The sequence below is a fragment of the Streptomyces hygroscopicus subsp. hygroscopicus genome (assembly GCF_030269125.1).
GTDB lineage: Bacteria > Actinomycetota > Actinomycetes > Streptomycetales > Streptomycetaceae > Streptomyces > Streptomyces hygroscopicus_C.
The window spans coordinates 216,708-229,028 of the sequence record NZ_BSSM01000009.1 but is presented as its reverse complement, the minus strand read 5'-3'; the positions used below and the strand labels follow the sequence as shown (position 1 = coordinate 229,028).

Sequence of the window (12,321 nt, the reverse complement as noted above, 5' to 3'; positions counted from 1 at the left end):
GGGTCAGCGATGGGGAGGACGGCCCCGGCGCCGGAAGGCGCCGGGGCCCTCTGTCTTCGAGGGGCCCGCGGCTCAGCGCTTGGCGACGAACACGTGGGAGGCCACGTCGGCCTCCAGTTCGGCCGCCTCGCCACCGCTGCCGACCAGCACCCCGCCGGGCGACTCGGTCACGCTGACCACCGAACCGGGCTGCACACCGGCCCGGCGCAGGGTGTACATCAGCTGCGCGTCCATCTGGATGGGCTCGCCGATGCGGCGTACGACGACCGTCTTGCCGTCGGTGCCCGCGTCCAGGTCGGCGAGCGAGACCATGCCCTCGTCGAGGAACGGATCGGCCCCGTCCTTCTCGCCCAACTCCTCCAGGCCCGGGATCGGGTTGCCGTACGGCGACTCGGTCGGGTGCCGCAGCAGCTCCATGACCCGGCGCTCGACGGCCTCGCTCATGACGTGCTCCCAGCGGCAGGCCTCGGCGTGCACCTGCTCCCACTCCAGGCCGATCACGTCGACGAGCAGGCACTCGGCGAGGCGGTGCTTGCGCATGACACGGGTGGCGAGCCTGCGGCCCTCGCCGGTCAGCTCCAGGTGGCGGTCGCTGGCCACGGACACCAGGCCGTCCCGCTCCATGCGCGCGACGGTCTGGCTCACCGTCGGCCCGCTCTGGTCCAGCCGCTCCGCGATGCGGGCGCGCATGGGGACGACGCCTTCCTCCTCCAGTTCGAGGATGGTGCGGAGATACATCTCCGTGGTGTCGATCAGTCCGGACATACGTGCCCCTCGATTACCTCTGCCGGCACCCGGCGCGTGCGTCGGCCTCAACCCAATTCTGCCGGATCGGACCGACAAGCGGGCGTCAGCGGTGGGAACGGGGCGGGTTCCGGGCGGCGCGGGCAACCGGCCGGGCGCGGGCGCCTCGTGGCCGCTCACGCCCCCGCGGCACAGCCGCGGATCGATTCCGCTCCGCGCCCTCGCGGGGCGTCCGGCACGGGTCGCTCCACGAGAACCCCCGGCCGTATTGACACCACCCTGGTCCAGACCGCACCGTGATCCGCGACACGGACCGCTGCGAAGGGGCACCGCATGAGCGACGGCACGCCCGCCGACCTGTTCTTCGACGCCGCCATCAACCTCCTGCAACGGCTCAGAGAGGAAGAGGCCGAGGCGATCGGGTCCGCCGCCGCCCTGCTCGCCGACACCGTCACGGCCGGCGGCCGCCTGTTCGCGTTCGGCGCCGGCCACTCCTCCCTCGCGGCCCAGGACGTCGTCTACCGGGCCGGCGGCCTCGCCCTGATGAACCTCCTCGCGGTGCCCGGCGTCGTGGGCGTGGACGTCACCCCCGCCACCCTCGGCTCCGCCCTGGAACGCGTCGACGGCCTCGCGAGCGCCGTGCTCGACACCTCGCCGCTGCGCGCGGGCGACGCCCTCGTGATCATCTCCCTGTCGGGCCGCAACGCCCTCCCCGTCGAGATGGCGCAGCGCGCCCGCGCCCTCGGCATCAAGGTGATCGGCGTGACCTCCGTGGCGTACGCGACGGAGACGGCGTCCCGGCACTCCTCGGGCACCTTCCTGAAGGACCACTGCGACCTGGTCCTCGACTCGAAGATCGCGGTCGGCGACGCGGAGCTCACCCTCGACCCCATCCCGGCGCCCTTCGCCCCCGCCTCCACGGTGGTCACCACGGCGCTGATGCAGGCCGTCATGGCCACCGCCGCCGCCACCCTCGCCGACCGAGGCATCGAGCCCCCGCTGCTGCGCTCCGGGAACGTGGACGGCGGCCACGACTGGAACACCCGGGTGCTGGACGAGTACGGCGACCGCGTCTTCTACCACCGCTGACCAGGCCCGCTAGCCCTCCCGCGTCGCCCCCGCGAGGTCCAGCGCCGCCGCTATCCGCAGCGCCACGTCCTCGGCGTACGACGCGTCGGAGCGCTCGAAGGGCGTGCGCGCGGCGCCGCGCAGGAAGGTGACGACGCCGATCGTGCGGCCCCGGCTGCGCAGCACCGCGCACAGGGCGTGCACCGCGTCGCCGGGCCACTGCCGGCGCAGCGCCCACTCCCGGGCCAGCTCGGCCGGCACCGACCCGGCGTCCGCGCGCACGCATCCGGTGCGCTCCACGCAACTCAGCGCCGGATGGCCCGGTTCGTAGCGCACGGGCAGCCCGGCGGCCCCGGTGAGCACGCTCGGCCCCGGCGCCCCGGCGGGCGTGGCGGCGAGCCGTACGAGTCGTACGGCCCCCGCCCCGGCCGGGGCCTCGGCGCGCGGGGCGTCCGCGAGCCGGTCGATCAGGGCGTGGTCGGCGAACCCGGCGAGGGCGTAGTCGAGGTGGACGGTGGCCGCTTCCAGCGGGTCCTCGCACTCGGCGGCGGCACGCGCGGCGCGGTGCAGCTGCTTGGTGCGGAAGCGCAGCAGCGCGGCCTCCTGCTCGCCCCGTTTGGCCTCGGTGACGTCCCGGAAGAGCCAGCCGACCCCGAGCGGCACGGGTTCCTCGGCGAGCGGCGAGGCCAGCGGCAGGAAGGCGTTGCGCCAGCACCGGCGCTGCTCGCCCTCGGCGGGGTTGCGCAGGGTCACCCAGATCTCGGCGGGCGCGGGCGGCGCGCCCTCGGCGAGGACATGGGTCAGGGCGGCCTCCAGCTCCTCCACGCCCTGTGCGAGCAGCTCGCCGAGCGGCCGCCCCAGCGCGGACGTGCGGCCGATGCCGAGGGCCCGCGCGGCGTGCGCGTTGACCACCGCGGGCCGCAGGTCGGCGTCGACGAGTACGACGCCCCAGTCGGCGTCCTCGAACAGCGCCTCGCTCAGCGCGATCGAGCGCTCCAGGTCGATCTGCGCGTGCACCTCGCTGAAGGCGCAGTACACCCCGGCGGGCTCGCCGTCGGGTCCTCGTACGGCGGCGGACTGGGTGCGGACGAGGACCCGCCCGCCGTCCTTGGTCAGCAGCGCGAACTCGTGCACCTGCCGCCCGGGGGCCCGCATCGCGGACAGCAGCCGGGTCCGTACCTCCTCGGCGTCGGCGCTGCGCACGGCCCAGCCGGCGAACCCTCTCCGCCCGACGGCCTCCTCGGCGCTCCAGCCGAGGATCCGCTCGGCCTCGCGGTTCCAGTGGGTGACGACCCCGTCCGCGTCGAAGGCGCACAGTGCCGCGTCCATGCCGTCGAGCAGGGCGGCCAGCAGGTCGGCCCCGCCGAACTCGCCCGGTTCGCCGGACGCACCGGGCTCGTCGGGCCCCAGTTCGCCGGTGGCCCCACTCCGCCGGGAAGCACTCACCTGGACCCCCTGCACGCTGCATCGGCGCACGTAAGGCGCCCGTTCCGCTCACTGCCCCTCATTCAACTCGAACGTGACGCAGCCCACATCCTGTTCCCTCAAGACGGACCGAATCAACCCCCGGGCCTCTCCACCCGGAGCCGCAGGTCGACCCATTCCTCCCGTTCCCCGTCCAGCACGTAGCGCTCGACCTCCACGAACCCCCGCCGAACGGCGAACCGCAGCCCGTCGCCGTCCGCCGCCAGCACGCAGGTCTCCACGACACCCGCCCCCAGGGCGCGCGCCCGGTCCAGCGCGTTCCCGTAGATCACCGTCCCGAACCCGCGCCGCCGGAACTCCGGCAGCACGCGCGCGATCACGGTCGCCACCCGCTCCTCCCCCACCGGCGGCCGCACGGTCGAGCAGCCCACGAGGACGTCCCCGGCGTACGCGTTCTCCAGCCGGTACCGCTCCCTGCGCACCCGCGCCTGCGACGGCGACATCGCGGCGGGCGGCACCACCGCGTTGTGCACGTGGCGCCACTGCTCCAGCATGTCGTCGCCCTCGACCGGGGCGATCCGAAGATCGGTCACAGTGAGTAGTCCTACCACCGAAGCCGCTCCCCCATTCGGACGAGCCGGAGACTCCCGGACCGCGTCCGCGAAAAAAACAGTTGAGCCGTCCCCGGCCGGTTCCTAGGCTGTAGGCACACGGAAGGGAGGTGGTTCGGCAGATGTATGAATACCGGACGCGTGAGGTGGCTGCGGGCTAGCGGCTCGTCACCACACTCAAGTGCGGTGCCGGACCGGCACGTGACAGATGCGTGCAGCCGGCCCAATCCCAAGCAGTCACCCGACCCGCGGGCTGCCGGTACGTCCGGCCGGCTCCTCCGAGGAGGAACCCAGCCCGCGGGTCGTCTGCGCTCTCGGGCCCTTCGGGGCACCGGGGGACCCGGCGCCTTCAGGAGTCCCCGCGCCTTCAGGGGCTGAGGCGGTCGACCTGCCAGGAGCCGTCCGGGCGGGCGGTGTAGCGCAGGCGGTCGTGCAGCCGGTTCTCCCGGCCCTGCCAGAACTCGATCGTCTCGGGGACGACGCGGAAGCCGCCCCAGTGCGGCGGCACCGGCACCTGTTCGCCCTCGGGATAGCGGGCCTCCAACTCGGCGTAGGCGGCGTCCAGTTCCGCACGCGAGCCGACCACCGTGGACTGCGCGCTGGCCCACGCGCCCAGCTGTGAGCCGTGCGGACGGACGCGGAAGTACGCCGCGGTCTCGTCCCGGCCGGTGCGGCGCGCGGTGCCGGTGACGATGACCTGCCGGGCCAGCGGGTGCCAGGGGAAGAGCAGCGAGACATGCGGGTTCGCCGCGAGGTCCCGGCCCTTGCGGGAGTCGTAGTTCGTGTAGAAGACGAAGCCCTCGGTGTCGAACTGCTTCATGAGGACCGTGCGGGCGCTGGGCCGCCCCTCGGCGTCCGCCGTGGCGACGACCATGGCGTTGGGCTCGTAGAGCGTGCCGTGCAGGGCCGCCCGAGCCGCGTCCTCGAACCAGCGCGCGAACTGGTCCATGGGATGCGTGGCGAGGTCCTGCTCGGCGAGTCCGTCGGCCCGGTACTGCTTGCGCATCGCGGCGGGATCGAAAACGGGGTCCAGGAGAGGTTCGCGGTCGGTCACCCGGTCATCTTGCCGTATCTACAGGACCTGGCACTCAGTGTCGTCAAGTCTCTACAAGCGAGACATACGGGGTTATCGTGCTGATTCCAGGCCCGTTCAGAGCCGCGCCGCCCCAGCACGAGGAGCCGCCCGATGTCCGACTTCGTACCCGGGCTCGAAGGAGTCGTAGCGTTCGAGACGGAGATCGCCGAACCGGACAAGGAAGGCGGCGCCCTGCGCTACCGGGGCGTCGACATCGAGGACCTGGTCGGCCATGTCTCCTTCGGCAACGTCTGGGGCCTGCTGGTCGACGGCTCCTTCAACCCCGGCCTCCCGCCCGCCGAGCCCTTCCCCATCCCGGTGCACTCCGGCGACATCCGCGTGGACGTCCAGTCCGCGCTCGCCATGCTGGCCCCCGTCTGGGGGCTCAGGCCCCTCCTCGACATCGACGCGGCGCAGGCCCGCGACGACCTGGCGCGGGCCGCCGTCATGGCCCTGTCGTACGTCGCCCAGTCCGCCCGCGGACAGGGCCTGCCGATGGTGCCGCAGCGGGAGATCGACAAGGCCGAGTCGGTCGTGGAACGGTTCATGATCCGCTGGCGCGGGGAGCCGGACCCCCGGCATGTCGCCGCGGTCGACGCGTACTGGACGTCCGCCGCGGAGCACGGCATGAACGCGTCCACGTTCACCGCGCGCGTCATCGCCTCCACCGGCGCGGACGTCGCCGCGGCGCTGTCCGGTGCCGTCGGCGCCATGTCCGGGCCGCTGCACGGCGGCGCGCCCTCCCGGGTGCTCGGGATGATCGAGGAGATCGAGCGCACCGGGGACGCGGAGGGGTACGTCAAGCGGGCCCTCGACCGGGGCGAGCGGCTCATGGGGTTCGGGCACCGGGTGTACCGGGCGGAGGACCCGCGGGCGCGGGTGCTGCGGCGCACGGCGCGGGAGCTGGGGGCGCCGAGGTTCGAGGTGGCCGAGGCGCTGGAGAAGGCCGCGCTGGAGGAGCTGCACAACCGCAGGCCCGACCGGGTGCTGGCCACGAACGTGGAGTTCTGGGCGGCGATCATGCTCGACTTCGCGGAGGTGCCGGCGCACATGTTCACGTCCATGTTCACGTGCGCGCGGACCGCGGGGTGGTCGGCGCACATGCTGGAACAGAAGCGGACGGGGAGGCTGGTGCGGCCGACCGCGAGGTACGTCGGGCCCGGTCCCCGCCGGCCTCAGGACATCGAGGGGTACGCGGACATCGCCCGATAGGGGGCAGGGGCGCGTGGGCGGCCGCGGACCGGTCCCGTCCGGTGCCGCCCACGCGGCGGGACCACGCCCCGGCACCGCCTCGTGCCCCCGTGGGACGTCGCCGCCTACGCCGGCGTCAGCAGGTTCCCGTGGTGCCGCTCCGCCACCAGCGGATGCGCCCGCAGCTTGCCCTTCAGCTCGTTGTAGCCGTACTCCGCGAACAGGGGGTTCGTCGGGTCCGTGGTGACGCCCGGGGCCTGCGTGGAGTGCGGGAACGGGAGGGGGGCGACCTTCCCGTCCAGGCGGGGGTTGTAGAAGAACGGGATCGAGAAGCGTTCCGTCGCTCCGGGCGGGCTGACCACGCGGTGGTTGGTGGCGAGGAGGTAGCCGTTGGTGGCGACCTCCAGGAGTTCGCCGAGGTTGACGACGAAGGCGTTCTCCAGCGGCGGCACGTCGTGGAAGCGGCCGTCCTCGCGCTGCACCTGGAGCCCGCCGACGGTGTCCTGGAGGAGCAGGGTGAGGAAGCCGTAGTCCTTGTGGGCGCCGACGCCCTGGTCCGCGCCGTCGCCCGCGCTGCCGGGGTAGCGGACCAGCTTGAGGTGCGGGTGGGCCCGGTCGCCGAAGATCGGGTCGTAGAAGTCGGCGGGCGCACCGATGGCGGTCAGCAGCTCGTGCAGCAGCCGCCGGGCGACCGCGCTGAGCCGGTCGATCCAGGCGAGGGCGGCGGTGCGCAGCTCGGGCAGGGCGGCCGGCCACTGGTTGGGGCCCTGGAGCCACCAGTACGGCGGCTCGCCGTCACCCGGCACGCGGGCGGGGCGCTCGGCGCCTATGTCGAGCTGGTCGCGCCAGTCGCGGGCGCCGCCGGTGCGCTCGTCACCGGTGCGCGTATAGCCGCGGAAATGCGGGGAGTTGACGTTGTCCAGCGCCAGCCGGTCGGCCTCGGGGAGGTCGAAGAAGGCGCGCATGGCGGTGCGGAGCGCGTCGGTCTCGGCCGCGCTCACGCCGTGCCCGACGAGCTGGAAGAAGCCGACGTCGTGCGCGGCGCTGTGCAGCCGGGCGTGGAGCAGGGCACGGTCCTTCGGACCGCGGTCGGCGGCCGAGAGATCGATGACGGGCAGCTGGTCGTACGACGCGGTCGTCGCGATGTGCGAGGTCATGGTGTGTCCGCAGGGTGTACGGGGCACGGGCGGCCGCATGGGGGTAGGCGGCCCCCAGGTGCCGAAGAAGGAAGAGAGAGAAGTGCGTGGGGGCTGATCAGGCGGCGCGGCGCCGACAGCCCATGCTCGTGACGCGCACGTAGTCCACGTGGCGGCGGCGAACGAGCATCGGAAGCATGGGCCCAGCGTACTGCGCGCGGCGGGATACGGATGTGGCCCGCCTCACTCCCCGGGGCCGCCCGCGAAGGGGCTCAGAACTTGCCCCACACCAGGGTCGTCCGGTGCCCGCCCAGCGCGTCGGCGACCAGCCCGCGGAACGCCTCCCCGAGCTCCGGCCAGTTCCAGAACTCGAAGCCCAGGCTGCCGAAGGCGTAGTAGTCGCCCGCCCATGTCCACTCGGCCAGCGGGACGGCGGCGGTGCAGCCGGGGCAGGTGACAGCCGCCTCGCCCGTCTCCCGCCAGCGGCTCATCGCCCGCTCGTACGGCTCCCACGCCGCGTCGATCCAGTCGTACTCGTCGGTGAGCAGCCGGATGGTCGCCGTACAGCGCGGGCAGCGCGCCCACTCGGCCTCGCCCTGACCGCCGTGGAAGACCGTGCGCCCGGTGTGCGCGGTCAGGCCGTCGGTCGGCGCCCAGTCGGTGTCCCGCGGGCCGGCCGCCTTGTGCCAGTGCGGGCCCGGCAGGTACTGGCCGAAGGGGCCGTCGGTGCGCTCGGGCAGCACGACGCCCTCGGCCACGAGCACGCCGAGCACCCGCTCGGCCAGGCGCGGCGCGTCGGCCGCGGTCGCGTCGAGATCGACGATCGTCTGGAAGTGGTCCCCCATGCCGGCCACGTTAACGGCCGCCACTGACAACGCGTCCGCTTCTCAGCCGAGCGACGCCTCCACCAGGTCCGCCCACTGCGCGACGACCCGCTCCCGCCGCGCCGTGTCGTCGGTGAGGACGTTGGCGAGGCCGAGGCCGCGGGCCATGTCGAGCAGGCCCTGGACGGTCTCCCGGACACCGGGCCGGGACTCGTCGGCGCCGAGGAGGTCGACGGCGATGCGATGGGTCTCGCGGCCGACGCGGGCCTCCAGTTCGGTGACCCGGCCGCGCAGCTGCTCCTCGTTCGAGGCGGCCACCCACAGTTGCAGGGCGGCCCGGAAGAGGGGGCCGGTGTAGAGGTCGACCAGGGCGGTGACGACGGCCCGGCGGTCGCCCTCCGCGCCCTCGGGGAAGAGTTCGCGCAGCGCGGTGGAGCGCTCTTCGGCGACGTACTCGACGGCCGCGGTGAACAGGTCCTCGCGGGTCGGGAAGTGGTGCTGGGCGGCGCCCCGGGAGACCCCGGCGCGTTCGGCGACGACGGCGACCGTGGAGCCCGCCCAGCCGTGCTCGGCGAGACAGGCGACGGCGGCCTCCAGGAGCCGCTGCCGGGTGGCGCGGCTGCGGTCCTGTTTGGGCAGCCGGTCGCGGTCCGCCCGGGACCCGCGGGCGCGGTCGGCCGTCGTCCTCATCTGCTCACACCACCCATGCCGGATCCCGTTTCTCCAGGAAGGCCGTCATCCCCTCCCGGGCCCGGTCGGAGGCGAACAGCCGGGCCGAGAGCGCGGTCAGGGTGGCCGCGTCCCGGTCGAATGTTTCCAGCACCCTAGCCGTGAGCAGCCGTTTCGTCTCCGCCAGGGCCTCGGGCGCGGATCGCCGCAGCCCCTCCAGGGCGGGTGCCAGGGCCTCGTCCACGTCCTCGGCGGCGGCGGTGAGCAGGCCGGTGCGCACGGCCTCCTCGGGGCCGAAACGCTCGCCGGTGAGGTAGTAGCGGGCCAGGGCGCGCGGGTCCGTGCGCGGCAGCAGCGGCAGGGAGATCACCGCGGGGGCCACGCCGATGCGGACCTCGGTGAACGCGAAGGTGGCCGCCGCGGAGGCGAAGGCCATGTCGCAGGCGGCGAGCAGCCCGAGGCCGCCCGCGCGGACGTGTCCGGTGACCCGGGCGAGCACCGGCTTGGGCAGTTCGACGAGTTGCCGCAGCAGCCCGACCAGCGCGTCCGGGTGCGGCGGCTCGCGCAGGTCGGCGCCGGCCGAGAAGGTGGTGCCGGTGTGGGTGAGGACGACGGCCCGTACGTCCGGGTCCTCGCCGCACTCGTCCAGCGCGCCGGCGAGACCGGTGACGAGCGACGCGGACAGCGCGTTGCGGGTGCCGGTGGCGTCCAGGCTGAGGGTCTCGACGCCGCGCGTGCGCGAGCGTCCGAGGGGTACGGTCATGTGCGCTCCCTGAGCTGTCGCCGCAGGATCTTCCCGGAGGCGGCGCGCGGCACGCTGTCGGTGAAGGTGACCCTGCGGACGCGTTTGTACGGTGCGACGCGCTCGGCGACGTGGAGCAGCACGTCGTTCTCGGTCGGGTCCTCGCCCTCGGACCGGCGGACCACGAAGGCGTGCGGCACCTCGTTGCCGTCCTCGTCGTACGCGCCGATGACGGCCGCGTCGGCGATGCCGGGGTGGGCCAGCAGCAGGGCCTCCAGTTCGGCGGGGGCCACCTGGAAACCCTTGTACTTGATGAGTTCCTTCACCCGGTCCACCACGAACAGCCAGCCGTCGTCGTCGACCCGGCCCACGTCGCCGGTGTGCAGCCAGCCGTCCGCGTCGATCATCGCGGCGGTGGCCTCGGGCTGCCCGAGGTACCCCTTCATCACCTGGGGCCCCCGGATCAGGATCTCCCCGGCCTCTCCCGCGCCGAGGTCCCGGCCGGGCTCGTCCAGGGAGACGATCCGCATCTCGGTGCCCGCGACCAGTTTGCCGACGGTCCCGGCGGGTGCCTCGCGCAGCCGGTCGAGGGGGACGACGTGGGTGCCCGGGGACAGTTCCGTCATGCCGTAGGCCTGGCCGATCGGGGGCAGGCCCAGGCGCCGGGCGCAGGCGCGGGCGAGCCCGGCGTCCAGCGGGGCGGCGGCGCACAGGACGTACTCCAGGGAGGACAGGTCGTAGCGGGTGACCGCCGGGTGCTTGGCGAGGGCGAGGACGATCGGCGGGGCGACGTAGAGGCCGGTGATGCGGTGCTTCTCGATCGCGCCGAGGAAGGTCTCCAGGTCGAAGCGGGGCAGCACGACGACCGTGCCGCCGAGCCGCAGGGGCGCGTTCATGAGGGCGGTCAGGCCGTAGATGTGGAAGAACGGCAGTACGGCGAGGATGCGTTCGCCGGGGCCCGTCGGCGCGGCCGACTCCAACTGGGCGAGGTTGGTGCCGATCTGCCGGTGCGTGAGCATCACGCCCTTGGGCACGCCGGTGGTGCCGGAGGAGTACGGCAGCGCCGCGACGTCCTCGGCCGGGTCGATGGCGGTCTCCGGCTCGGGCGCCGTCGTGCCGAGCATGTCGACCAGCGAACGGTGCCCGGGGGCGCTGTCGCACACGAAGATCTCCCGTACGCCGCCCGCGAGTTCGGCGGCGCGGCGGGCGGTCGCCAGCAGCGGGGAGACGGTCACGAGCCAGCGGGCCGCGCTGTCCCGCAGCTGCTTGGCCAGTTCCTCGGCCGTGGCGAGCGGGTGGGCCGTGGTGACGGTGGCACCCGCTCGGGTGGCGGCGTAGAAGGCGGTCGGGAACGCGATCGTGTTGGGGCTGTGCAGCGCGAGGACGTCGCCCTTGCGCACGCCCGCCTCGGCGAACGCCGCGGCCAGCCGCCGGTGGAACCGGTCCACCTGCTCGTACGTGAGCGTGGTCCCGTCCGTGCCGTCGACGAGGGCGGGCCGGTCACCGAACGCGGCCGCGTGACCCAGCACGGCCTCGTGGATGGGGAGTTCGACGGGCGGGACGTCTGCGTACTCGCTGTGGAACACGGTTCCTCCAGGCGGCTGCGGCTCAGTACGACTTGGGCAGACCCAGGGTCTGGTGGGAGACGTAGTTGAGGATCATTTCCCGGCTCACCGGCGCGATACGCGCCACGCGCGCGGCCGTGACCAGCGAGGCGAGCCCGAACTCGCGGGTGAGCCCGTTGCCGCCGAGCGTGTGCACGGCCTGGTCCACGGCCTTCACACAGGCCTCTCCGGCCGCGTACTTGGCCATGTTGGCGGCCTCGCCCGCGCCGATGTCGTCACCGGCGTCGTAGAGGTGCGCCGCCTTCTGCATCATCAGCCGGGCCAGTTCCAGGTCGATGTGGGCCTGCGCCAGGGGGTGCGCGATCGCCTGGTGGGCGCCGATGGGCGTCTTCCAGACGGTACGGTCGCGGGCGTACTCGATGGCCCTGCCGAGCGCGTACCGGCCCATCCCGACCCCGAACGCGGCCGTCATGATGCGTTCCGGGTTGAGCCCCGCGAACAGCTGGAGCAGGCCGGCGTCCTCGTCGCCGACGAGCGCGTCCGCGGACAGCCGCACATCGTCGAGGACCAGCTCGAACTGCTTCTCCGCGGCCTTGAGTTCCATGTCGATCGGCCGCTTGCCGAAACCGGGCGCGTCCGTCGGCACGATGAAGAGGCAGGGCTTGAGGCGTCCGGTGCGGGCGTCCTCGGTGCGGCCGACGATCAGCACCGCGTCGGCCATGTCCACACCCGAGATGAAGACCTTGCGGCCGGTGAGCAGCCAGTCCGTGCCGTCGCGACGGGCGGTGGTGGTGATGCGGTGGCTGTTGGAACCGGCGTCGGGCTCGGTGATGCCGAAGGCCATGAGTTTCGTGCCGTCGGCGAGGCCGGGCAGCCACTGCCGTTTCTGCGCCTCGGTGCCGAAGCGGGAGATCACGGTGCCGCAGATGGCGGGGGACACGACGAGCATGAGGAGGGGGGACCCGGCCGCTCCCAACTCCTCCAGCACGATGGAGAGTTCGGAGATGCCGCCGCCTCCGCCGCCGTACTCCTCGGGAAGGTTGACGCCGAGGTAACCGAGCTTTCCGGCCTCGGACCAGAGCTCGGTGGGCGGCTTGCCCTCGGCGAGGGTGCGGGCGACGTAGTCGCGGCCGTAGCGGTTGCCGAGGGCGGACACCGCGGCCCGGAGTGCCTTGTGCTCTTCGGATTCGACGAGGGTGGTCATGCGATTCCTCCGCGTGCGGGTTGTATGGGGTTGCTCGCGCTCGCGCGGTGGCGGCCGCACATCGATA

At 73.4% G+C, this 12,321-nt stretch carries 12 protein-coding genes; 2 read left to right on the top strand and 10 right to left on the bottom strand.

Features of this window, described 5'->3' with window-relative positions:
* Positions 1 to 72 precede the first annotated feature (72 nt).
* A complete protein-coding gene (locus QSK45_RS21425; RefSeq protein ID WP_285559264.1) occupies positions 73 to 765 on the bottom strand; it encodes an iron-dependent transcriptional repressor DtxR in 693 nt (230 codons plus the stop codon).
* Positions 766 to 1,077: 312 nt separating this feature from the next.
* Here QSK45_RS21425 and QSK45_RS21420 point away from each other — a divergent pair, with 312 nt between their 5' ends.
* Entirely contained in the window at positions 1,078 to 1,833 is a 756-nt protein-coding gene (locus tag QSK45_RS21420; protein ID WP_285559262.1) for an SIS domain-containing protein, read from the top strand.
* 9 nt (positions 1,834 to 1,842) lie between these two features.
* On the opposite strand, the gene QSK45_RS21415 is transcribed toward QSK45_RS21420, so the two are convergent.
* From QSK45_RS21415 to pdxH, 3 genes are all read right to left on the bottom strand, one after another.
* Complete coding sequence (locus tag QSK45_RS21415; RefSeq protein ID WP_285559260.1) at positions 1,843 to 3,258, bottom strand: PAS domain-containing protein; 1,416 nt, start codon at positions 3,256 to 3,258, stop codon at positions 1,843 to 1,845.
* 113 nt (positions 3,259 to 3,371) lie between these two features.
* Positions 3,372 to 3,830 carry a GNAT family N-acetyltransferase gene (locus QSK45_RS21410; RefSeq protein WP_395483193.1) on the bottom strand — a complete coding sequence of 153 codons (459 nt, stop codon included), beginning with the start codon at positions 3,828 to 3,830 and terminating at the stop codon, positions 3,372 to 3,374.
* A 385-nt stretch (positions 3,831 to 4,215) separates the two neighbouring features.
* The gene (pdxH, locus tag QSK45_RS21405) at positions 4,216 to 4,902 is read right to left on the bottom strand and encodes a pyridoxamine 5'-phosphate oxidase (protein WP_285559257.1); all 687 of its coding nucleotides are present in this window, start codon (positions 4,900 to 4,902) and stop codon (positions 4,216 to 4,218) included.
* A gap of 132 nt (positions 4,903 to 5,034) precedes the next feature.
* Between pdxH and QSK45_RS21400 the strand changes: the two genes are divergently transcribed.
* Positions 5,035 to 6,135, top strand: a complete 1,101-nt coding sequence (locus QSK45_RS21400) for a citrate synthase 2 (protein ID WP_285559255.1) — start codon at positions 5,035 to 5,037, stop codon at positions 6,133 to 6,135.
* 104 nt (positions 6,136 to 6,239) lie between these two features.
* On the opposite strand, the gene QSK45_RS21395 is transcribed toward QSK45_RS21400, so the two are convergent.
* From QSK45_RS21395 to QSK45_RS21370, 6 genes are all read right to left on the bottom strand, one after another.
* The gene (locus QSK45_RS21395; RefSeq protein WP_285559254.1) at positions 6,240 to 7,271 is read right to left on the bottom strand and encodes an isopenicillin N synthase family dioxygenase; all 1,032 of its coding nucleotides are present in this window, start codon (positions 7,269 to 7,271) and stop codon (positions 6,240 to 6,242) included.
* A 251-nt stretch (positions 7,272 to 7,522) separates the two neighbouring features.
* Positions 7,523 to 8,095 (bottom strand): hypothetical protein, encoded by a 573-nt coding sequence (locus QSK45_RS21390; RefSeq protein WP_285559252.1) that lies wholly within the window; start codon positions 8,093 to 8,095, stop codon positions 7,523 to 7,525.
* A 42-nt stretch (positions 8,096 to 8,137) separates the two neighbouring features.
* A complete protein-coding gene (locus tag QSK45_RS21385; protein ID WP_285559250.1) occupies positions 8,138 to 8,764 on the bottom strand; it encodes a TetR/AcrR family transcriptional regulator in 627 nt (208 codons plus the stop codon).
* Positions 8,765 to 8,768: 4 nt separating this feature from the next.
* Entirely contained in the window at positions 8,769 to 9,506 is a 738-nt protein-coding gene (locus QSK45_RS21380; protein ID WP_285559248.1) for an enoyl-CoA hydratase family protein, read from the bottom strand.
* Positions 9,503 to 11,071 (bottom strand): 4-coumarate--CoA ligase family protein, encoded by a 1,569-nt coding sequence (locus tag QSK45_RS21375; protein ID WP_285559247.1) that lies wholly within the window; start codon positions 11,069 to 11,071, stop codon positions 9,503 to 9,505. Before QSK45_RS21375 ends, QSK45_RS21380 begins: the two co-directional genes overlap by 4 nt.
* A gap of 22 nt (positions 11,072 to 11,093) precedes the next feature.
* The gene (locus QSK45_RS21370) at positions 11,094 to 12,254 is read right to left on the bottom strand and encodes an acyl-CoA dehydrogenase family protein (RefSeq protein ID WP_285559245.1); all 1,161 of its coding nucleotides are present in this window, start codon (positions 12,252 to 12,254) and stop codon (positions 11,094 to 11,096) included.
* Positions 12,255 to 12,321: the final 67 nt, after the last annotated feature.

Excerpts from the sequence above, each read along its gene's own strand:
- QSK45_RS21425 (WP_285559264.1), bottom strand. The coding sequence starts at position 765 with ATGTCCGGACTGATCGACACCACGGAGATGTATCTCCGCACCATCCTC.
- QSK45_RS21420 (WP_285559262.1), top strand. The coding sequence starts at position 1,078 with ATGAGCGACGGCACGCCCGCCGACCTGTTCTTCGACGCCGCCATCAAC.
- QSK45_RS21400 (WP_285559255.1), top strand. The coding sequence starts at position 5,035 with ATGTCCGACTTCGTACCCGGGCTCGAAGGAGTCGTAGCGTTCGAGACG.
- QSK45_RS21395 (WP_285559254.1), bottom strand. The coding sequence starts at position 7,271 with ATGACCTCGCACATCGCGACGACCGCGTCGTACGACCAGCTGCCCGTC.
- QSK45_RS21390 (WP_285559252.1), bottom strand. The coding sequence starts at position 8,095 with ATGGGGGACCACTTCCAGACGATCGTCGATCTCGACGCGACCGCGGCC.
- QSK45_RS21385 (WP_285559250.1), bottom strand. The coding sequence starts at position 8,764 with ATGAGGACGACGGCCGACCGCGCCCGCGGGTCCCGGGCGGACCGCGAC.
- QSK45_RS21380 (WP_285559248.1), bottom strand. The coding sequence starts at position 9,506 with ATGACCGTACCCCTCGGACGCTCGCGCACGCGCGGCGTCGAGACCCTC.
- QSK45_RS21370 (WP_285559245.1), bottom strand. The coding sequence starts at position 12,254 with ATGACCACCCTCGTCGAATCCGAAGAGCACAAGGCACTCCGGGCCGCG.